The 20,202-nt window shown below is 67.8% G+C and carries 14 protein-coding genes; 9 read left to right on the top strand and 5 right to left on the bottom strand.

What is annotated here, in order from left to right:
- Positions 1-49: 49 nt before the first annotated feature.
- The 3 genes from htpX to def form a co-directional block, all read right to left on the bottom strand.
- Positions 50-901 carry a zinc metalloprotease HtpX gene (gene htpX / locus L6Q67_RS14490; protein ID WP_296570663.1) on the bottom strand — a complete coding sequence of 284 codons (852 nt, stop codon included), beginning with the start codon at positions 899-901 and terminating at the stop codon, positions 50-52.
- An 87-nt stretch (positions 902-988) separates the two neighbouring features.
- Positions 989-1,909: a methionyl-tRNA formyltransferase gene (gene fmt, locus L6Q67_RS14495; protein ID WP_296570666.1), complete on the bottom strand. Its 921-nt coding sequence runs from the start codon at positions 1,907-1,909 to the stop codon at positions 989-991.
- A complete protein-coding gene (gene def / locus L6Q67_RS14500) occupies positions 1,909-2,412 on the bottom strand; it encodes a peptide deformylase (protein WP_296570668.1) in 504 nt (167 codons plus the stop codon). Before def ends, fmt begins: the two co-directional genes overlap by 1 nt.
- 144 nt (positions 2,413-2,556) lie before the next feature.
- Here def and L6Q67_RS14505 point away from each other — a divergent pair, with 144 nt between their 5' ends.
- The 4 genes from L6Q67_RS14505 (at position 2,557) to L6Q67_RS14520 (ending at position 8,039) form a co-directional block, all read left to right on the top strand.
- Complete coding sequence (locus L6Q67_RS14505; RefSeq protein WP_296570681.1) at positions 2,557-3,669, top strand: LysM peptidoglycan-binding domain-containing protein; 1,113 nt, start codon at positions 2,557-2,559, stop codon at positions 3,667-3,669.
- 16 nt (positions 3,670-3,685) lie between these two features.
- Positions 3,686-4,774, top strand: coding sequence for a DNA-processing protein DprA (gene dprA, locus L6Q67_RS14510; protein ID WP_296570685.1), 1,089 nt, complete (start codon positions 3,686-3,688; stop codon positions 4,772-4,774).
- Positions 4,775-4,801: 27 nt separating this feature from the next.
- Positions 4,802-5,284, top strand: a complete 483-nt coding sequence (locus L6Q67_RS14515; RefSeq protein WP_296570688.1) for a DUF494 family protein — start codon at positions 4,802-4,804, stop codon at positions 5,282-5,284.
- Between the two features lie 232 nt (positions 5,285-5,516).
- Positions 5,517-8,039 (top strand): DNA topoisomerase III, encoded by a 2,523-nt coding sequence (locus tag L6Q67_RS14520; protein WP_296570690.1) that lies wholly within the window; start codon positions 5,517-5,519, stop codon positions 8,037-8,039.
- A 73-nt stretch (positions 8,040-8,112) separates the two neighbouring features.
- Here L6Q67_RS14520 and L6Q67_RS14525 read toward each other — a convergent pair whose 3' ends face one another.
- Complete coding sequence (locus tag L6Q67_RS14525; protein WP_296570693.1) at positions 8,113-8,970, bottom strand: HDOD domain-containing protein; 858 nt, start codon at positions 8,968-8,970, stop codon at positions 8,113-8,115.
- A 161-nt stretch (positions 8,971-9,131) separates the two neighbouring features.
- Here L6Q67_RS14525 and L6Q67_RS14530 point away from each other — a divergent pair, with 161 nt between their 5' ends.
- The 4 genes from L6Q67_RS14530 to L6Q67_RS14545 all read left to right on the top strand — a co-directional run bounded on the left by L6Q67_RS14530 (position 9,132) and on the right by L6Q67_RS14545 (position 18,298).
- On the top strand, positions 9,132-9,635 hold the full coding sequence (locus L6Q67_RS14530; RefSeq protein WP_296570696.1) for a hypothetical protein: 504 nt from the start codon (positions 9,132-9,134) through the stop codon (positions 9,633-9,635).
- Positions 9,636-9,705: 70 nt separating this feature from the next.
- On the top strand, positions 9,706-11,679 hold the full coding sequence (locus tag L6Q67_RS14535; protein ID WP_296570699.1) for a DUF1631 family protein: 1,974 nt from the start codon (positions 9,706-9,708) through the stop codon (positions 11,677-11,679).
- Between the two features lie 102 nt (positions 11,680-11,781).
- Positions 11,782-17,277 (top strand): excinuclease ABC subunit UvrA, encoded by a 5,496-nt coding sequence (gene uvrA / locus L6Q67_RS14540; RefSeq protein WP_296570701.1) that lies wholly within the window; start codon positions 11,782-11,784, stop codon positions 17,275-17,277.
- Between the two features lie 22 nt (positions 17,278-17,299).
- A complete protein-coding gene (locus L6Q67_RS14545; RefSeq protein ID WP_296570705.1) occupies positions 17,300-18,298 on the top strand; it encodes a phospholipase A in 999 nt (332 codons plus the stop codon).
- Here the strand turns inward: L6Q67_RS14545 and L6Q67_RS14550 are convergent.
- On the bottom strand, positions 18,293-19,072 hold the full coding sequence (locus L6Q67_RS14550; RefSeq protein ID WP_296570708.1) for a tetratricopeptide repeat protein: 780 nt from the start codon (positions 19,070-19,072) through the stop codon (positions 18,293-18,295). The genes L6Q67_RS14545 and L6Q67_RS14550 overlap by 6 nt on opposite strands.
- 400 nt (positions 19,073-19,472) lie before the next feature.
- On the opposite strand from L6Q67_RS14550, the gene L6Q67_RS14555 reads away from it, so the two are divergent.
- Positions 19,473-20,201 carry a PhnD/SsuA/transferrin family substrate-binding protein gene (locus L6Q67_RS14555; RefSeq protein WP_296570710.1) on the top strand — a complete coding sequence of 243 codons (729 nt, stop codon included), beginning with the start codon at positions 19,473-19,475 and terminating at the stop codon, positions 20,199-20,201.
- The last annotated feature ends 1 nt before the right edge of the window (position 20,202 follow it).

Genomic DNA, 20,202 nt, shown 5'->3' on the forward strand with positions numbered 1-20,202 from the left:
AGAAAGAACCCGGCCGTAGCCGGGTTCGTCAGCGTGGGAAGCGGCCGGATCAGCGCCGCTGCACCAGGGCACGCAGGCGCGCCACGCGCTCCTCGGTGGCCGGGTGGGTGCTGAACAGGCCGCGCAGGCCGCCACCGGACAAGGGGTTCATGATCATCATCTGGCCGGTTTCCGGGTGGGCCTCGGCCGTATGCATCGGGATGCCCCGGGCAAAGGCATCGATCTTCAGCAGGGCATCGGCCAGGGCGTTCGGGTCGCCGGCGATCTCTGCGCCGCCACGGTCGGCCTCGAACTCCCGGGCGCGGGAGATGGCCATCTGGATCAGGCTGGCCGCCAGAGGGGCCAGCAAGGCCACGGCGATGGAGGCGATGGGGTTGCCCGGCCGGCCGTTCTCGTCACGCCCGCCAAAGAACATGGCGAAGTTGGCCAGGGCCGAGATGGCGCCGGCCATGGTGGCCGAGATGGTGGAGATCAGGATGTCCCGGTGCTTCACGTGGGCCAGCTCGTGGGCCATCACGCCGCGCAGCTCGCGCTCGCTGAGCATCTGCAGGATGCCGCTGGTGGCGGCCACGGCGGCGTTGTCGGGGTTGCGGCCGGTGGCGAAGGCGTTGGGCTGGTCTTCGTGGATGATGTAGACCTTGGGCATGGGCAGCTGGGCCCGGCCGGCGAGCTCACGCACCATGTTGTAGAGGTAGGGCGAGCTGGTCTCGTCGACCTCCTGCGCGTTGTACATGCGCAGGACCATCTTGTCCGAGAACCAGTAGGAGAAGACGTTCATCGCGCCGCCAAAAACCAGGGCGAGAAGCATCCCGGACTGCCCGCCGATCATGGCGCCGATCGCCCCGAAGAGGGCGATGATCCCGGCCATGAGGATGGAAGTCTTGAGCCAGTTGCCGAGCATTGCGTTTATCCGTCCTTTCGAAGTTAAGCGGAAAGCGAAGGCTTAGATGGGGCGAATCGCAAAAGATTCAATGGGCTGGAGGCGGCTTCAGGCGAAGCGGCTGCCCACGGCAATCGGCAGGCCACGCAGGAAGTCGGCGGCGGAGAGGCGTTTGGCACCGGGTTTCTGCAGCTCGGTGATGCACAGGGCGCCCTCGCCGCAGGCCACGATCACGCCGGCGCCTTCGGCCAGCAGCACCTCGCCTGGCGTGCCGCTGGCGTCGATGGCCCGGGCCCGCCACAGCTTGATCGGGGTCTCGCCGTGGGTGGCGATGGCGCCGGGAAAGGGGTTGAAGGCGCGGATCATGCGTTCGAGCTCGACGGCCGGGCGGGCCCAGTCGATGGCGGCCTCGGCCTTGCCGATCTTGGCGGCGTAGGTGACGCCCTCGGCCGGCTGGGGTGTGGCGCTGAGGCCACCGGGCAGGGCCTTTAGGGCCTCGACGATCATCTCGGCGCCCAGCCAGGCCAGGCGGTCGTGGAGGCTGCCGGTGGTGTCGTCGGTATTGATGGGTTCGGCACGCTTGAGCAGCATCGGCCCGGTGTCGAGGCCGGCGTCCATCTGCATGATGGTGATGCCGGTTTCGGCGTCACCGGCCTGAATCGCCCGGTGGATGGGCGCGGCGCCGCGCCAGCGGGGCAGCAGCGAGCCGTGGATGTTGAGACAGCCGTGGCGGGGCAGGTCGAGCACGGCCTGGGGCAGGATGATGCCGTAGGCGGCCACCACCAGCACGTCGACGCCGGCCTCGGCCAGGGGCGCCTGCTGTTCCGCGCTGCGCAGCTTTTCGGGCTGGTGCACCGGGATGTTGGCGGCCAGGGCCACCTGCTTGACCGGGCTGGGCTGCAGCTGCATGCCGCGGCCGGCCGGGCGGTCGGGCTGGGTCAGCACCAGAGGGACGTCAAAGCCGGCGGCAAGGATGGCTTCGAGGGCCACCGCGGCGAACTCGGGGGTTCCGGCGAAGGCGACTTTCATCAGGCGGTGATCCGGGCCTTCTTGGCCAGTTTTCCCTTGATACGGGTCTGTTTGAGCTGGGACAGGTATTCGACGAAGACCTTGCCTTCCAGGTGGTCGAGTTCGTGCTGGATGCACACGGCCAGCAGGCCCTCGGCGTCGAGCTCGAAGGGTTTGCCCTGCTGGTCGAGGGCGCGCACCCGCACGGTTTCGGCGCGGCTGACCTTGTCATAGATGCCGGGCACCGACAGACACCCTTCCTCACAGACCTGTTCGCCGAATCGGGCGATGATCTCGGGGTTGATCAGGGCCAGCAGGGCCGATTTGTCCTCGGACACATCGATGACCACCACGCGCTGGTGCACGTTGACCTGGGTGGCGGCCAGGCCGATGCCGGGGGCCTCGTACATGGTTTCTGCCATGTCGGCGACCAGCTGACGGATTTCGTCGTTCACTTCATGCACGGGGGTGGCACGGGTGTGAAGGCGCGGGTCGGGGTAGCGGAGAATCGGTAGAAGAGCCATAAATATTGCCGGATGAAGACTTTACGTGCAGAATTTTGAGCGAAATATGCGATGCCTGCGTCTTGACGGAGAGGGCATCGGGCTCCGCAACACAGACTGCCCACGATGCGGCGCAACTGTCCGCCGAAAGCGAGCGCAACTCCCATGATTCGCATTATATCCGCCCTCCTCATCGGCGTCGCCGCCCTGGTTCCGGCCGGCGCCGGCGCAGCTGGCCCGATCCGGCTGGCCGACGACGCGCCCGACAGCCACGTGGTGGTGTCCGGTGACACCCTCTGGGGCATCTCCGGCAAGTTCCTGCGCGAGCCCTGGCGTTGGCCCGAAGTGTGGCGCCTGAACCGGGAGGAAATCCGTAATCCGCACCTGATTTACCCGGGCCAGATCGTCGTCCTCGACCGCAATGGTCCCACCCTGAAGCTGGGCAAGCGGATCGGCGCCGCGGGTGATCGTGCCCTCTACGAAAAACGCTTCCCGCAGGTCTATTCCGAGCCGGCACGGGTCGCCATCCAGAGCATTCCCCTGCGGGCCATCGCGCCCTTCCTGTCCGAGCCCCTGGTCGTGGATGAAGCCGAGGACGCTGCCGCCGGCATCGTCGTGGCAACCCAGGAAGGCCGCGTGTTCACCGGCCCGGGCGACACCATCTTCGCCACCCGCATCGATCCGGAAGTCCGCGACTGGAACGTCTATCGCAAGGCCAAGCCCCTCAAGGATCCGGTCAGCGGCGAGCTCCTCGGTTTCGAGGCAGCCTACCTCGGACAGGCCCGGGTCAGCTCGGGGGCCGGTGTGCTCGTTCCCGATGCTGCCAACGGCGACACCGCCACGGCCAGCCCGGGTTCGGCCATTCCGGCGAGCCTGGTCGTCACTTCCTTCAAGCAGGAGATCGGCAAGGGCGATCGCCTGCTGCCCGCCGGGCGCCCCGAGCTGCCCAGCTATGTGCCCCATGCTCCCGAGCAGGACGTGAGCGGCCGGGTGGTCTCCATCTACAACGGCGTGGGCGGTGCCGGCCGTCATGATGTGGTGGCCGTCAGCCTGGGCAAGCGTGACCAGATCGAGGTGGGGCATGTGCTGGCGCTCCATCGCAACCGGGGCGAGACGGTTTACCGGGAAGAAAACGTCGGGCCGGCCCAGCGCTACAGGCTGCCCGAGCATCGTTATGGCCTGGCCTTCGTGTTCCGGGTCTTCGACCGGCTGGCCTACGCGCTGGTGATGGAGAGCGACGGCCCCGCCACCGTCGCCGACAGCGTCCGCAAGCCCTGAGGCCCCGGGGCTCTACTTGTCGGAGCGCCATCCCCTTGCATCCTGGCTGCGCCTGACCCTGACGCCGGGCCTCGGCCCGGCGAACCAGCGTCAGCTGCTCGCCGCCTTCGGACTGCCGGATGCCATCTATGCTGCCGGCCACAGCGCCATCGCGGCGGTGGTCGGCAGCCCTGCCGCCAGCCTGGTGCTCGATCATGATGCCGGCGAAGCCGTGGACCGTGCTCTCCAGTGGGCCGACGAGCCCGGCAACAGCCTACTGACCCTTGGTGACGCCGCCTATCCGGCTGCCCTGCTGGAAATCCCCGATCCGCCCGTCTGCCTCTATGTAAAAGGTGACGTGTCCCTGCTGTCACGTCCGGCCATTGCCGTGGTGGGCGCGCGCAGTGCCACGCCCCAGGGCGAAGCCAATGCCGAAGCCTTTGCGGCCAGCCTGTCCGCTGGCGGGCTCGGTATCGTCAGCGGGCTGGCCCTGGGCATCGATGCGGCGGCGCATCGGGGTGGCCTTGGCGGTCCGGGTCGCACCGTGGCGGTGATCGGGACCGGCGCCGACCGGATCTACCCGGCGCGCAATGGCGATCTGGCCCGGCGGATTGCTGCCGAAGGGGCGATCGTCAGCGAGTTTCCCCTGGGCATCGGGCCCCTGGCCCACAACTTTCCCCGTCGTAACCGCCTCATCGCCGGCCTGGCGCGGGGCGTGCTGGTGGTGGAGGCCGCGGTCAAGAGCGGTTCCCTGATCACCGCAAGGCTCGCCATCGACTGCGGACGGGAGGTTTTTGCCATCCCGGGCTCAATCCACTCGCCGGTGGCGAAGGGCTGTCATCGCCTGATCCGCGAGGGGGCGAAGCTCGTTGAATGTGCCGAAGACATACTCGAGGAGTTGCGCTTCACCTCGCCGGAAGCCGCGCCGGCACGTGACATGGGGCCTGTGGAAGAGGATGTGGAGGCGAGTGGTGTGCTGTCTGCCCTGGGCCACGACCCGGTGGATGTGGACACCCTGGTGCACCGCACCAGCTTGACGCCGGAAGCGCTCTACGCCATTCTGCTATCGCTGGAGCTCGAAGGACGGGTTGCCCGCCTGCCCGGAGGACGCCTCCAGCGTCTCTGAAAATGACCGGCCTCAGGCCTACGCGCCATGTTCGATATCCTCGTGTACCTCTTCGAGAACTACGTCCACGCCGATGCGTGCCCGGAACCTGCGCAACTGGCCCGCAAACTCACCGCTGCCGGCTTCGAGGAAGAAGAAATCACCGAAGCCCTCGAGTGGCTGTCGGGCCTGCGCCAGCTGTCCGACGGTGAGCGTCCGGCCCAGTTCTCCCGCGCGGGTTCCCTGCGCATCTACTCCGACGACGAACAGATCCGCCTGGGCATGGAATGCCGGGGTTTCCTGCTGTTCCTCGAAAACGCCGGCATCCTCGATTCCGAGTGCCGCGAGATGATCGTCGAGCGGGCACTGGCCCTCGGCGAGACTGAGATCGAACTCGAGAACCTCAAGGTGATCGTGCTGATGGTGCTGTGGCAGCAGGATCGCCCCATCAACGGGCTGATCCTCGACGAACTGCTCAACGAATCCGAAGAGGATGAAGAGCAGCAGCAGGCGCCATTTGCGGTGCACTGAGACGGCACCTTGAGCCTTTGGTGGCTTGCATGCCTGGCGCCGGCTTCCGTATGATGCGCCGCGCTTTCCAACAATCTGCAAGGGTGGTGGTCCATTCGTTGCGCATCTCCGGCCTGCGCTTCGGGCACCCATTGCACTCGCACGCAGATGCGTTCCGCGTCACGCTCCCGGGCCGACTCGCGGCGATTCCCCAACACCCTCTGAGTCAGGCGCCGCAAGGCGCACCACAGGCATGAGCAAGCAGCTGATCATTGCGGAAAAACCTTCGGTTGCAGCGGACATCGCCCGCTCCCTCGGTGGTTTCACCAAAGAGAAGGACTACTTCGAGTCCGAGCACTACGTCCTCTCGTCGGCCGTCGGCCACCTGCTGGAGCTGACGGTGCCGGCCGAGTTCGAGGTCAAGCGCGGCAAGTGGTCGTTTGCCCACCTGCCGGTGATTCCGCCCCATTTCGCGCTCAATCCCATCGAGAAGACCGAAGACCGCCTCAAGCTGCTCACCCGCCTGATCAAGCGCAAGGACGTCACTGGCCTGATCAACGCCTGTGACGCGGGCCGTGAAGGCGAGCTGATCTTCAGCTTCATCGTGCAGCATTCCGGCAGCACCAAGCCCGTCCAGCGCCTGTGGCTGCAGTCGATGACGGCCAACGCCATCCGCGACGGCTTCGCCCAGCTGCGGGCTGCCGCCGACGTGGAGGGCCTGCGCGAGGCCGCCGTGTGCCGCGCCGAGAGCGACTGGCTGATCGGCATCAACGGTACCCGGGCGATGACCGCCTTCAACTCCAAGACCGGCGGCTTCCACCTCACCACCGTCGGCCGCGTGCAGACCCCCACCCTGGCGCTGGTCGTCGAGCGCGAGGAAAAGATCCGCGCCTTCAAGCCCACCGACTACTGGGAGCTGGAAGCGAGCTTTGGCTGTCAGGCCGGGGCCTACGTGGGCCGCTGGTTCGACGAGGGCTTCAGGAAGCCCGAAGAGGGGGCGCCGCTGGCCGAGCACGCCACCGCCTTCCGGCTGTGGGAAAAAGCCCGTGCCGAGGCCATCAAGGCCAAATGTGAAGGCAAGACCGGTACGGTGGAGGAGGAGTCCAAGCCCTCCACCCAGCTGTCGCCGCTGCTGTTTGACCTGACCTCGCTGCAACGTGAGGCCAACGGTCGTTTCGGCTTCTCGGCCCGCACCACCCTGCAGCTGGCCCAGGCCCTGTACGAAAAGCACAAGGTCCTGACCTACCCGCGTACCGATGCCCGCGCCCTGCCCGAAGACTACGTCGGCCAGGTTCCGGGCATCCTCGGCGGGTTGCCCGATGAATACGCGCCCTTTGCCAACCAGATCGTCAAGCAGGGCTGGGCCCGGCCCAACAAGCGCATCTTCAACAACGCCAAGATCTCTGACCACTTTGCCATCATCCCCACCGGCACGGCGCCCAAGAGCCTGTCCGAGGCGGAGGCCAAGATCTACGACCTGGTGACCCGGCGCTTCCTGTCGGTGTTCTATCCGGCCGCCGAGTACCGCATCACCACCCGCATCACCCGGGTCGAGGGAGAAGCCTTCAAGACCGAGGGCAAGATCCTCGTCAATCCGGGCTGGCTGGCGGTGTATGGCAAGGCCGCCGCGGTGAGTGAGGAGGAGGGCGGCACCCCCCAGCTGGTGGTGGTCGAGGCTGGCGAGAAGGTCAGCACCGACGAGATCCTGCTCAAGGCCCTGGTCACCAAGCCGCCGGCACGCTTCAACGAAGCCACCCTGCTGTCGGCCATGGAAGGCGCCGGCAAAATGGTGGACGACGAGGAGCTGCGCGCCGCCATGGCCGGCCGGGGCCTCGGTACTCCGGCCACCCGCGCCCAGATCATCGAAAACCTGATCGGCGAGACCTACATGCTGCGCGATGGCAAGGAGCTGATCCCCACCGCCAAGGCCTTCTCCCTGATCACCCTGCTGCGGGGCCTTGGCACCAACGAGCTGACCTCGCCGGAGCTGACCGGCGAGTGGGAACACAAGCTGGCCCAGATGGAGCGTGGGGCGCTCAGCCGTGCCGACTTCATGGAGCACATCCAGGCCATGACCCGCGACATCGTCGAGCGGGCCAAGCGCTATGAATCCGACACCGTGCCCGGCAATTTCGCCACCCTGCAGACGCCCTGCCCGAAGTGCGGCGGACTGGTGAAGGAGAACTACAAGAAGTTCGCCTGCCAGGCCTGCGACTGGCAAGCCTGGAAGATCGTCGCCGGTCGCCAGTTCGAGATTCCCGAGATCGAAACCCTGCTCGCCACCGGCCGGGTCGGGCCGCTACTGGGCTTCCGCAACAAGATGGGGCGTCTCTTCAACGCCGAGATCCGCCTCAACGACGACAAGCAGCCCGAGTTCGACTTCGGTCAGCCGAAGGAGGATGAGGCCGCCGAAGCCGTGGATTTCTCCGGCCAGGATTCCCTTGGCCAGTGCCCCAAGTGCAGCAGCCAGGTGTATGAGCACGGGCTGTCCTACGTCTGCGGCAAGTCCGTGGGGCCCGAGAAGTCCTGCGATTTCCGTTCCGGCAAGATCATCCTGCAGCAGCCCATCGAGCGGGAGCAGATGCACAAGCTCCTCGATACCGGCCGTACCGAACTGCTGCGGGGTTTTGTTTCCAGCCGTACCAAGCGCAAGTTCTCGGCTTTCCTGGTGCGGGGGGATGACGGCAAGGTGGGCTTCGAGTTCGAGAAGAAGGAGCCCAAGGCCCCTGCCGCCGCCAAGAAGCCGGCGGCCCGCAAGAAGGCTGCAGCGGAGTAGTCTGTGGCCCCATGAATGCACAAAGCCCGCTTTTGAGCGGGCTTTGTGCATTCTGGCGAGCGCTGCTGCCGATTTACATCATGACGGCCGCCACCAGCTCGCGGAACTCGTCGATGTCGGCGTCGGAGGTGCCCAGGAAGGTCTTGGCGTTCTCGAAGCTGCGGCTCCCCACCTCCGCCGCACTGCCGGTGCAGTCGGCAATCACGTGTTCGGCGATGACGGTGACGGCGATCAGCGCCAGGGCGCTGGACGGCAGCTCCCGTTCGGGGAGGATGTAGGCGTCCGGGTCGTGGTGATAGCGGATGGCGGCAGCGATGCTGTCGGGCAGCCCCCAGTTGCGGGCGAGCAGCCAGCCGACAACGGCGTGGTCGCACTTGAAGTGCTCCCGTTCCAGCACCGTCAGGGCTTCCGGATCATCGAGCAGGTGGCCGCAGTGATCGGTGTAGCGCTGGAAGTTCAGCATCATCACCGGGATGGCGGCGTCGTGGAACAGGGCATAGGTGTAGGCCAGCTCCGGCGAAATCCCCACGTGCTTGCGGGCAAGCACGCCGGTGGCCAGGGCCAGGGTCGAGGTCCGCGCCCAGAAGCGCGCCATCAGATCCTCGGGCAGGCCTTCGGTGGTCTTGCGCAGGGCAACCGCGATCACGACGTTCAGGATGTTGTTGGTGCCGAGACGATTGACTGCCTGCTGCACGCTCTTGACCGGATTGGCGCCACCCATGAGGGGCGAGTTGGCGAGCTTGACCGCCATGGCGGACATGCCCACGTCGGAGGCGATGATGCGCGCCAGAACCTTGACCTGCGGGTCATCCTTCTGGGCTTCGCGCATGACCTCGTCCACGGTGGCCGGGTAGGCCGGAATGCGGACGGCAACCAGTGCTTCTTCCAGTTCCTTGTGGGTGAGGGGGCGAGGAGCAAGAGCTGTGTTCATGGGTGTAGTCAGCTATGAGTCTGGTTCTGTGATTTTGATAAAAATATAAAATTTAATATTTTTATCATTTTACTGGGTTGTCGCTTTCATTCAATGACACGCCGGCCGTATGTCGTCACTATTTCACACCCGCTACGCAAACCTCCGCAGGGAGTGATCCAGTGAAGTCATCGTCCAAAACCGTCGTTGTCCTGGCTGCAGTGGCCTTCGCCTTGTCGCAGGCTTACCTGATCGGACTGGTCCACCACTTACGACCGAATCTGGTGGAACTTCAGTTAACTTTTTCACCCGATCGGTACTGGGAAATTCTCGGTCTCTGGGGGGAGGCCGGGCGGCAAGCCTACCGTGCCCATTTCGCCTACGACTTCATGCATATCGGCATCTTCTCCACTTTCGGCTACCTGCTGGCCCGCCGTGGGGGACTGTTCGGTCCGGCGGAACCGGCGCTGGCGCGACGGGCTGCGCTGATGCTGCCGGCTGCGGGCCTGTTCGATCTGGGCGAGAACCTGCTGCAGCTGATGCTGCTGTCCGGCCCGACGGGCGCCGACAGCATCGCGATCCCCCTGTCGGCCCTGTGTTCGGGGGCCAAATGGGGGCTGGTCGGGATGTTCGTGTGGATTACTGCCCGCCGCTTGCTGATCAGGCCAGGGCTTACGTCACACTGAGGCAGTGGAGTATTAGCAAGGCGTGGCGCTTCTGGATAACATTGTTTGACACTCCCCTTGTCGGCCCTTCATGCAGCGCGCTCACTCTTCCCATGTCCCTTCGCCAGGCCAGGCCGAAACCCGGCTCGCCCATTGCCGCGAAGGATTCCTGCAAACCCTCCGTGAGGCCGCCGACGAGACGCTCCAGCATCCGGACTGGCCCGAGGTGCTGGGCCTGGTGGCGGGCGATTGTTTCGACGATCTGGCCGGTCGGCAGGCCAAGCGCTGGGGCGAGCAGGTGCAGGGGCTGACAGCGTCGCGGATCAGCCTGGTGCACGACCAGGACATGGATCTGGCTGTCGAGCTGATGAACCTGGAGCAGCGGCTGCGCAGCTTCTGCGGGCGTGAGCTGGCAGCCCTGCATCTGCGCATGAAAGAGCTCTTCGAGACCCTCGGCCTCACGCTGGGCAACGAGCTGCCCCTGGGGCCCGAGGCCGTCTGCCGTGCTCTGCGCGCCCTGCGTGACCGGGAAAGACTCAAGCCGGACGAGGCGCTGCAGCTGATCGAACAACTCGAGCCGGCCCTGTGCAGCCACCTGTGCAGCTTCTACCGGACGCTGGAGCATCATCTCGCCGGGCCCGCCGCCCCCGCTGCACGGCCTGCCGCGGTGGTGCGCCAGCCTGTCGTGCAGCAGGCCTGGATCGACAGCCCGGCGGCCCGCAGCAGCCTGCCCATCGACCCGCTGGCGTCCCTGCGCCTGTCCGTGCTGGCCCGCCGGGAGGCGACGACAGGCGGTGCCGGCGGCATGGATGCGGGGCTGGCGTCGGTGCTGATCGAGCGGGTCGAAGCCTGGCTTGGCGAGCGCCAGCAATACGGGGAAGGGGTGCCAGCGGCCCTGGGGGGGAGCGAGCTCGGGGCGCTGCTTGCACCCAATCAGGCGGTGGCGGTCGAGGTCATCGAGACGGTGTGCAATTACGCCGCCCGGGCCACCGACCTGCCCGCGCCGATCCGCACCGTCATCGGATCGCTGCGGGTGCCCCTGCTGCGCCTTGCCCTGCGCAGCGACACCCTGCTGGCGGAGCCCCGTCATCCGGCCCTGCGCATGCTTGACCTGATCGCCGATCTGGGCCGCAGCATGGCACCCGATGCCTCACCCGACCTGCCCGCATGCCAGTCCTTGCTGCGCCTGGTCCAGTCGCTCGGCAAGGCACAGCGGGTTTCCGACAAGGATCTGCTGGGCGCCCTGGGCAGTGTCGAATCCCTGCTCGAGTCACGCCAGCGGGCGGCACTCGAGCGCGGTGCGGCCTGCGTCGAGCTTGCCCATCGCCTGGAGCGCCGCGAGGTGGCCTTGCTCCAGGCCAGCCAGACGGTGCAGGACATGACCGCCGAGCCTGCCGATGCGGTGGCCCGGGAGTTCATCGAGGGCTATTGGGTGCACGTCCTGGCCAAGGTGGCCTATCGCTACGGTCCCGGCGGGCCCAAGTGGGCGGCCCGGCTGCAACTGGGCCAGCGCCTGCTCGAGTCCGCCCGCCCGAACCCGGACGCCGCCACCCGGCAACAGCTGATGGCCCAGTTGCCGGCCCTGCTGACCGGGCTCGAAGAGGGCCTGCGTTACATCGGGCTGGGCGAGTCGCACGTGCGCGAGGGGCTGGCACCGTGCAAGGCCCTGCTGGCGGCCCTGATCGCCGGCCAGCCGACGCCGGCGCCGGTGGGCCGTCCGCCCCTGGGGCCGTCCCTGACGCTCCTGGCGGACATGCCGCAATTGCGCGTCCTCAAGCACAAGCAGTTCTTCGCCGGCAGCCTGAGCCTGCCCGCCGAGTGGGCGGAGGTGGATGTCGGCTCCCGGGTGTCCCTGGGCCTGCCGGATGGCAGCGTGATGCGGGGCTTCGTCGCCCTCATCGGTGCAGCCCAGCAGCTGGTGCTGATCGCCGATGCGGATGGCCCGGCCCTGCTGGCGGTGACGGCCCGGGCCCTGGCCCAGCAGGCGGCGCTGCCGGCCACCCGCGTGCTCCTCGACACCTCCCTGGTGGACGAGGCCGCCACCGATCGCGTGATCAATCCGTGACGCACTGCTGAGCCCGCTGCGGGCGGGGGAACCGATGCCGGTGGGGCGGGTCTGCCAACAGGCCCTACAATTCCGCCTTGCGTCCTTTTCGACCCGCCCGCCATGTCCTCCGACTCCGCCCCGCTGTCCACCGGGCCCAGCGCCATCCGCATCCGCGGCGCCCGCCAGAACAACCTGAAGAACCTGTCCCTGGACATTCCTCACCACGAGCTGGTGGTGGTGACCGGTGTGTCCGGCTCGGGCAAGAGCTCCCTGGTCTTCGACACCCTCTACGCCGAGGGCCAGCGCCGCTACGTGGAGACCTTCTCGCCCTACGCCCGGCAGTTTCTCGACCGCATGGACAAGCCCCAGGTGGATCGCATCGAGGGCGTGCCGCCGGCCATCGCCATTGATCAGACCAACCCGGTGCGCACCTCCCGCTCGACGGTGGGGACGATGACCGAGCTGGCCGACCATTTCAAGCTGCTCTACGCCCGCGCCGCCCGGCTGCACTGCCGCTGCTGCGGCAAGCCGGTGAGCCGTGATACGCCGGCCACGATCTTTGCCGACCTCTCGGCCCGGGCCGCCGCGGCGGGTGACCCGCGTCTGGTGGTGAGTTTTCCGGTCACCGTGCCGGCCAACTTCAGCGATGAGGAGATCACCGGCCTCCTCGCCCAGCAGGGCTACACCCGCATCCACGCCCGCGAGGGCGAGGTGCTGCATGTGGTGCAGGACCGCTTCCGTCTGGGCAATGCCGAGCACGCCCGGGTGATGGAGGCCCTGGAGACCGGCCTCACCGTGGGCCACGGCCGCCTGTCGGTGCACGCCCTGGGCGATGCCGGCGAGACCCGCTGGAAGTTCAGCAGCGGCCTGCACTGCGCCGACTGCGACATCGCCTACTCCGACCCCATCCCCAGTCTCTTCTCCTTCAACTCGCCCATCGGCGCCTGCGACACCTGCAAGGGCTTTGGGCGGGTCATCGGGGTGGATTTCTCCCTGGTGGTGCCGGACGAATCGAAGACCCTGGAAGAGGGCGCCGTGAAGCCCTGGCAGAGCCCCAGCTTCAAGGAGTGCCAGGACGACCTGGCGAAGATGGCCAAAAAGTACGGCGTGGCCATGGACATCCCCGTGCGCGACCTGCCCCCCGAGCACCGGGAATGGCTGTTCGAGGGCGACCCCAAGTGGAAGAGCTGGGACAGCTCCTGGCCACGGCACTGGTACGGCATCCGCCACTTCTTCGACTGGCTGGAGAGCAAGGCCTACAAGATGCACATCCGGGTGCTGCTGTCGCGCTACCGCAGCTACACCGAATGCCCGGCCTGCCACGGTGCCCGCCTCAAGCCCGACGCCCTGCTGTGGCGCCTGCCGTCGGCGGTGGGTGACTGGGCCATCCATGCGCTGATGGCCCGGCCGGTGGACGAGATCGTGCCCTTCGTCGCCGGGCTGACCCTGCCCGCGCCCCTGGACGAGGCCACCGAGCTGCTGCTGGGCGAGATCAGGGGGCGGCTCAAGTATCTGCAGGACGTGGGCCTGGGCTACCTCACCCTCGACCGCCAGTCCCGCACCCTGTCCGGCGGCGAGGTGCAGCGCATCAACCTCACCACCGCGCTGGGCACCTCGCTGGTGAACACCCTGTTCGTGCTGGACGAGCCCTCCATCGGCCTGCACCCGCGGGACATCAACCGCATCCTCGGCGTGATGGAGCGCCTGCGGGACGCGGGCAACTCCCTGGTGGTGGTGGAGCACGACCCCCAGCTGATGCTCGCTGCCGACCGCCTGCTCGACATCGGCCCCGGCCCCGGCGAGCGGGGCGGCGAGATCGTCGCCTACGGCGCGCCCACGGCCATCGCCAACGACCCGGCCTCGCTCACCGGCGCCTACCTGGCCGGCCGCAAGCGCGTCGATGCCCGGCGTCAGCTGCGCCCGGTGGCACCGGATGCGCCCCGCCTCCGGCTGCTGGGCGCCCGCCAGCACAACCTGCAGGGCGTCGATCTGGCCATCCCGCTGCAGCGCCTGGTGGGCATCACCGGCGTGTCGGGTTCGGGCAAGTCCACGCTGATCCAGGACGTGCTCTACCCGGCCCTGGCCAAGCACTTCGGCCAGACGGCCGAGGCGCCGGGGGCCTTCGACGGCCTGGCCGGCACGGACGCCATCAAGGGCGTGGTGATGGTGGACCAGTCGCCCATCGGCAAGAGCGCCCGCTCCAACCCGGTGAGCTACGTGGGCGCCTGGGACGCCATCCGCAAGCTCTTTGCCAATCTGGATGAGGCCAAGGACCGGGGCTACACGCCCGGCACCTTCAGCTTCAACTCCGGCACCGGGCGCTGCCCCACCTGCACCGGCTCGGGCTTCGAGCACGTGGAGATGCAGTTCCTCTCCGACGTGTATCTGCGCTGCCCCGACTGCGACGGCAAGCGCTACCGGCCCGAGATCCTGGCCCTGCAGTGGCGTGGGCGGAGCGTCGCCGACGTGCTGGAGATGACCGTCTCCGAGGCCCTGGCCTGCTTTGCCGACCAGAAAGCCGTGCTGGCCGCCCTGGCGCCCCTGGCCGACGTGGGCCTGGAATACCTGCGCCTGGGCCAGCCGGTGCCCACCCTGTCGGGGGGCGAGGCCCAGCGCCTCAAGCTGGCCGGTTACCTGGCCGAAGCCGCCCAGCTGGCGGGCAAGAAGGCGAAGAAGGGCACGACGGGTGACGACCCGGGCCTGCTCTTCCTGTTCGACGAGCCCACCACCGGCCTGCACTTCGAGGACGTGGCGCGCCTGCTGTCGGCCTTCGAGAAGCTGCTGGACGCCGGTCATTCGCTGGTGGTCATCGAGCACAACCTGGACGTGATCGCCGCCGCCGACTGGCTGGTGGACCTCGGCCCGGAAGGCGGCAGCGGTGGCGGCCTGATCGTCGCCGAGGGTACGCCGGCCGCGCTCATCGCCACCCCGGCCTCCCATACCGGCCGGGCCCTGGCCGACTACGCCGCCCAGCTCTCGGCCATGCAGGCGGCGCCGGTGGTGGCCGAGCCGCCGGTGCGCTACCGGCCGGTGGCCGAGCAGGCCATCACCATCCGCCACGCCCGCCATCACAACCTCAAGAACATCAGCCTGGACATCCCCCGCGACCAGTTCACGGTCATCACCGGCCTGTCCGGCTCGGGCAAGTCCACCCTGGCCTTCGACATCGTGTTCGGCGAGGGCCAGCGGCGCTACCTGGAATCCCTCAACGCCTACGCCCGCCAGTTTGCCCAGCCTTCGGCCCGGCCCGAGGTGGATGCCATCTTCGGCATTCCGCCCACGGTGGCCATCGAGCAGCGGGTCAGCCGCGGCGGACGCAAGAGCACGGTGGGCACCCTCACCGAGATCCAGCCCTTCCTGCGCCTGCTCTACGTGAAGCTGGGCACCCAGTACTGCCCCTGCTGCGACGTGCCGGTGACGCCCCAGAGCTTCGAGTCCATCGTCGCCCACATCCAGCGCGACTTTGCCGGCCAGTCCGTGGAGCTGCTGGCGCCCCTGGTCATCAACCGCAAGGGCCTGTACACCGACCTGGCCAAGTGGGCCCGGGGCAAGGGCTTCGAGCAGCTGCGGGTGGATGGCGACACTCTGCCCACCAAAAAGTGGCCGCGCCTCGACCGCTACAAGGAGCACAACATCGAGCTGCCGGTGGGCAGGGTGAAGGTGGGTGTCGATACCGAGCCGCTGCTGCGCGAGTACGTGACGGCGGCCCTGGAGCACGGCAAGGGCGTGCTCAAGCTGCTGCCCCTGGGCGAGCCCGGCGGTGCGCTCACCACCCTGTCCACCCTGCGGGCCTGCCCGGAGTGCGGCACCAGCTTCCCCGAGCCCGACCCGCGCCTGTTCTCCTACAACGCCAAGCACGGCTGGTGCCCCGACTGCTACGGCACCGGCGTCAAGATTGCCGGCAAGGTGGAGAACCCCGACGAGCTGGACCTGGGCGAGCTGGAGCACGAGACCGACGAGGCCTGCCCGAGCTGCCACGGTGCCCGACTCAATCCTGTGGCCCGGGCCGTGCGCTTCCGCGACCTGGGCCTGCACGAACTGTCGTCCCTGGCTGTGGGCAAGGTGGCGGGTTTCTTCGAGGGCCTGCAACTGGCCCGCCGTGAGGCCGAGATCGGCCGTGACCTGGTGAGCGAGATCCGCGGCCGGCTCGACTTCCTGCAAAAGGTGGGGCTGGGCTACCTGGCCCTCGACCGGGCCGCGCCCACCCTGTCCGGCGGCGAGGCCCAGCGCATCCGCCTGGCGGCCCAGCTGGGCTCCAACCTTACCGGCGTGTGCTACATCCTCGACGAGCCCACCATCGGCCTGCACCCCCGGGACAACCAGCTGCTGCTCGACACCCTGGAGGCCCTCAAGGGCCGCGGCAACACCCTGCTGGTGGTGGAGCACGACGAGGACACCATCCGCCGCGCCGACCACGTCATCGACATCGGCCCCGGCGCCGGCGTGCGCGGTGGGCAGATCATCGCCCAGGGCACGCTGGCCGACCTGATGGCCGCACCGGCGTCGGCCACCGGGCGCTGCTTCAACCACCCGCTGATCCACCCCCTGGCGCCGCGCCGGGCGGTGGCCGAGGATCACCCGGCCCTGGTGGTCCGCAACGCCACCCTGCACAACCTCAGGGGCGTGTCGGCCCGGGTGCCCCTGGCGCGGCTCAGCGTCGTCACCGGCGTGTCCGGTTCGGGCAAGTCCACCTTTGCCCGCGACGTGCTTCACGCCAGCCTGGCCGCCGCGGCCCCGGTGGGCTGTGCGGCCCTGGACGGACGCGAGCAGATCGGCCGCCTGCTGGAGGTGGACCAGACCCCCATCGGCAAGACGCCACGCTCCTGCCCGGCCACCTACATCGGCTTCTGGGACGCCATCCGCAAGATGTTCGCCGAGACCACCGAGGCCAAGATGCGCGGCTGGACGGCCTCGCGCTTCTCCTTCAACACCGGCGCCGGGCGCTGCCCGGTGTGCGAGGGGCAGGGCCAGATCACCATCGAGATGAACTTCCTGCCCGACGTGAAGATGCCCTGCGAGGCCTGCGGCGGTGCCCGCTTCAACCCCGAAACCCTCACCGTGCGCTGGAAGGGCAAGAGCGTGGCCGACGTGCTGCACATGGCGGTGGAAGACGCGGTGGATTTCTTTGCCGCCCACCCGTCCATCGCCCACCCGCTCAGGCTGTTGCAGGACGTGGGCCTGGGCTACCTGACCCTTGGCCAGCCCAGCCCGACCCTCAGCGGCGGAGAGGCACAGCGCATCAAGCTGGTGTCGGAGCTGGCCAAGGTGCGTGGCCGCGCGGGCGAATCCGCCGCCGGGCCGGGCCGCCCGCTGCCCCCCGAGAAGCACACCCTGTATGTTCTCGACGAGCCCACCGTGGGCCTGCACATGGCCGACGTGGAGAAGCTGATCCACGTGCTGCACCGCCTGGCCGACGCCGGCCACACGGTGCTGGTCATCGAGCACGACCTGGACCTGATGGCCGAGGCCGACTGGATCATCGATCTGGGGCCGGAGGGGGGCGAAGGGGGCGGCGAGATCGTCGCCGAGGGGCCGCCGGAGGCGGTGGTACAGGTGGCCCGGTCCCACACCGGGCGTATCCTGGGTGAGTTCATGGCGGCCCGGCGGGCGGGCTGATCCGGACAGAAAGCGAGCGTTCATGAATCATCGTCTTCCCCTGGGGGCTTTCCCCGTGCTGCTGACGGCTCTCGCGGGCGGGCCGGTGCTGGCTGCCGGCAACCCCTCCACCTGCGCCGCCATCGCCGACAACACCGAGCGTCTGGCCTGCTATGACGATGCCGTCGGGCGCCCCCACCAGGAGGCGCCGGCCCCGCCGCCGCCCGACAACACGCCGTTCTCGGCGCGCTGGGAGCTGGACGCCGAAGACAAGCGTGGCACCTTCCTGATCACCCCCTACCGGCCCACTTACATCCTGCTGGGGCGGCTCACCAATTCCGCCAACCGGATGCCCCACTCCCCGGGGCCCGACCGCTCGGTGAGCGAGCCCATGGATGTCTCGCCGGTGGAGGCCAAGTACCAGATCAGCTTCAAGACCAAGCTGTGGGAGGGCCTGTTCGGGCGCCATGGCGACCTGTGGATGGGCTACACCCAGCAGTCCAGCTGGCAGGTGTACAACAAGAGCAACTCCTCGCCCTTCCGCGAGACCAATTACGAGCCCGAGCTGATGGCGGTGTTCCGCACCAACCTGGATGCGGGGGCCGGCTTCAAGGTCAAGCTGTTGTCGGTGGGCTTCAACCACCAGTCCAACGGCCGGGCCGAGCCCCTGTCGCGGAGCTGGAACCGGGTCATGGCCCAGGCCGGCATCGAGCGTGGCGACTTCGCCGTGCTGGTGCGCTCCTGGTATCGCTTCCCCGAGAAGGATGGCAAGGACGACAACCCGGACATCACGCGCTATCTCGGCCACGGCGATGTGCAGGCCATGTGGAAGCTGGGTGATCACGGCCTCGGCCTGACCCTGCGCGGGCCCCTGTGGCAGAGCGGGGGGCGGGGCGCGGCCCAGGTGGACTGGAGCTTCCCCATCCACCGCAAGCTGAAGGGCTTTGTTCAGGTTTTCAGTGGCTACGGCGAAACCCTGATCGACTACAACCACCGCCAGACCACGCTGGGCCTGGGGGTGGCCCTGGTGGACTGGTTATAGGCGACGACGGGCGGCGGGGGGGAGCAGCGCCCCGAGGCTGGGGCCGGCCGAGGTGAGTGTGCAGTTCAGGGCGGGGTTGGCCCGGCACAGGCTGGCGAGGTGGCTGCGCGCGGCGACGGCGGTTTCGTCCTGGCGGCTGGCCTCGGTGAGCCACACCTGGGCGCCCTTGAGCCCGGCGCTGCTCCCCGGCTGGTTCAGATACAGCAGGCCCAGCTCGAGCTGGGCCTTGGCATGGCCCCGACGGGCTGCCTTGAGATACCAGAATTCGGCCTGTGTCAGATCCCTGGGCACGAGTTCGCCGGCAGCATGCAGGCTGGCGAGGCCGTACTGGGCGGCCGGCATGTCCCGCTCCGCTCCTGCCTGGTACCACTGCAGGGCCTTCCTGCCGTTTTTCGGCATGCCTTCGAAGCCGCCGGAATACAGTTCGCCCAGCATCAGGATGGCTTCTCCGTCGTCCTTCCCGGCGGCCTGCTCGAGCAGGGCGACAGCCTGCACGGCGTCGGCCTCCACACCGTAGCCCTTCATATACATCTCGCCCAGCGTCGTTGCCGAGATGACGCTCCCCTGCCGGGCCGCCCGGGCGTACCAGTAGGCGGCCGCGGTCGGGTTGACCGGGCCGCCCTCGCCCTCGAGATGCATGGCGGCCAGGTTGTGCTGGGCCTTGAGATTGCCCGCCACGGCGGAAATCAGATAGAGAGGGCGGGCCGCGAGGAAATGCCCGCCGTTCTGCAGGCGGAGGGCCATGGGGTAGCTGTAGTAAAGCACCGTAGCCACCAGAATGGCCAAAAGCAGGAAGGGCCGGAGCCGGACGAGGGACGACGAACGAGGCATGGACGGGGCGCTTTTCGGGAGGTGCCGTCATGTTATCCGGATTTACTGCAGGGGCATGGAATTGCATTTTCCAAGAAAGGCGTGAAACCGACAAATACGCGAACTTCAGGCTCTTGAATGGCCATTTTTGTTGTGTATGAAGTATTTTCGCAACCATGGCTTTCTGATGTCCTGGTGCCGGATGCGGACTTTTTCGGGGGCGTTCTGCCGATGAGGTAGAGGTGGCAGACAGGTAGAATCATGCGTATGGCACGCGCTCTGGAAGGCTGGCGTGCCGACTTTCCGTCACGACCCGGACCCCGTCATGCCCACACGCCACACGCTCCCCGAGGCGGCCTGATTCATGGCCAGCCCGTTCAAACTCAGTGTCTGCCCCCATGACACGGCCAAGAATCTGCTCGGCTGGTTCACCCTCAATACCTACCTTCAGCGCAAGCTCGGGATCGGCATCCACTTCGATCCCCGCGACAGCTTTCTCGAAGAGCGCCAGGCGGTGCTCGACCAGCCCCACCACGTGGTTTACGCCAACCCGTACAGCGCGCTGTGTTTTGCCCGGGAGCGGGGTTTCGTGCCGGTGGCCCGGCCGGCCGGCGTGGTGGACGAGGCGGTGGTGGTGGCGCGCCCGGGGGCGTTGCCGGGCCCCGCATTGCGCATCGCCAGCGCCACCGACAAGCTGATCATCCATGACCTGGGCTTGAAGGTGCTGCACGGGTTGGGCATTGATGCTGGCCAGGCGGACTTCACTTTCGTCGGCAACCATCTCAACGCCGCCAGGGCGGTGATCGACGGCAATGCCGATCTGGGTATCGTCTTCGATGAAACCTGGAACAGCCTCGGCCCGAGCACCCGCAGCCAGCTGGAGGTGGTGGGGGAGAGCCGCGACGGGCTGGCCTTCCACTGTTTCATGGTGTCACCCGCGTGGGCCGACAAGCGCGAGGCCATCCAGCGCATCCTGTGTGCCATGCACGAAGACCCGGCCGGGCTGCGGGTGCTGGACGATCTGCGCTTCAGCCGCTTCGATCCGGTGGGGGGCGAGATCCTCGCGCCCCTGGCTGCGCTGCTGGGGAGCTGAG

Origin of the sequence: Zoogloea sp. (genome assembly GCF_023150065.1) — a bacterium.
In the GTDB taxonomy this organism is placed as follows: domain Bacteria; phylum Pseudomonadota; class Gammaproteobacteria; order Burkholderiales; family Rhodocyclaceae; genus Zoogloea.

Coding starts and splice junctions, on each gene's coding strand:
- htpX (WP_296570663.1), bottom strand. CDS start 901: ATGCTCGGCAACTGGCTCAAGACTTCCATCCTCATGGCCGGGATCATC.
- fmt (WP_296570666.1), bottom strand. CDS start 1,909: ATGAAAGTCGCCTTCGCCGGAACCCCCGAGTTCGCCGCGGTGGCCCTC.
- def (WP_296570668.1), bottom strand. CDS start 2,412: ATGGCTCTTCTACCGATTCTCCGCTACCCCGACCCGCGCCTTCACACC.
- L6Q67_RS14505 (WP_296570681.1), top strand. CDS start 2,557: ATGATTCGCATTATATCCGCCCTCCTCATCGGCGTCGCCGCCCTGGTT.
- L6Q67_RS14515 (WP_296570688.1), top strand. CDS start 4,802: ATGTTCGATATCCTCGTGTACCTCTTCGAGAACTACGTCCACGCCGAT.
- L6Q67_RS14520 (WP_296570690.1), top strand. CDS start 5,517: ATGAGCAAGCAGCTGATCATTGCGGAAAAACCTTCGGTTGCAGCGGAC.
- L6Q67_RS14525 (WP_296570693.1), bottom strand. CDS start 8,970: ATGAACACAGCTCTTGCTCCTCGCCCCCTCACCCACAAGGAACTGGAA.
- L6Q67_RS14535 (WP_296570699.1), top strand. CDS start 9,706: ATGCAGCGCGCTCACTCTTCCCATGTCCCTTCGCCAGGCCAGGCCGAA.
- uvrA (WP_296570701.1), top strand. CDS start 11,782: ATGTCCTCCGACTCCGCCCCGCTGTCCACCGGGCCCAGCGCCATCCGC.
- L6Q67_RS14545 (WP_296570705.1), top strand. CDS start 17,300: ATGAATCATCGTCTTCCCCTGGGGGCTTTCCCCGTGCTGCTGACGGCT.
- L6Q67_RS14555 (WP_296570710.1), top strand. CDS start 19,473: ATGGCCAGCCCGTTCAAACTCAGTGTCTGCCCCCATGACACGGCCAAG.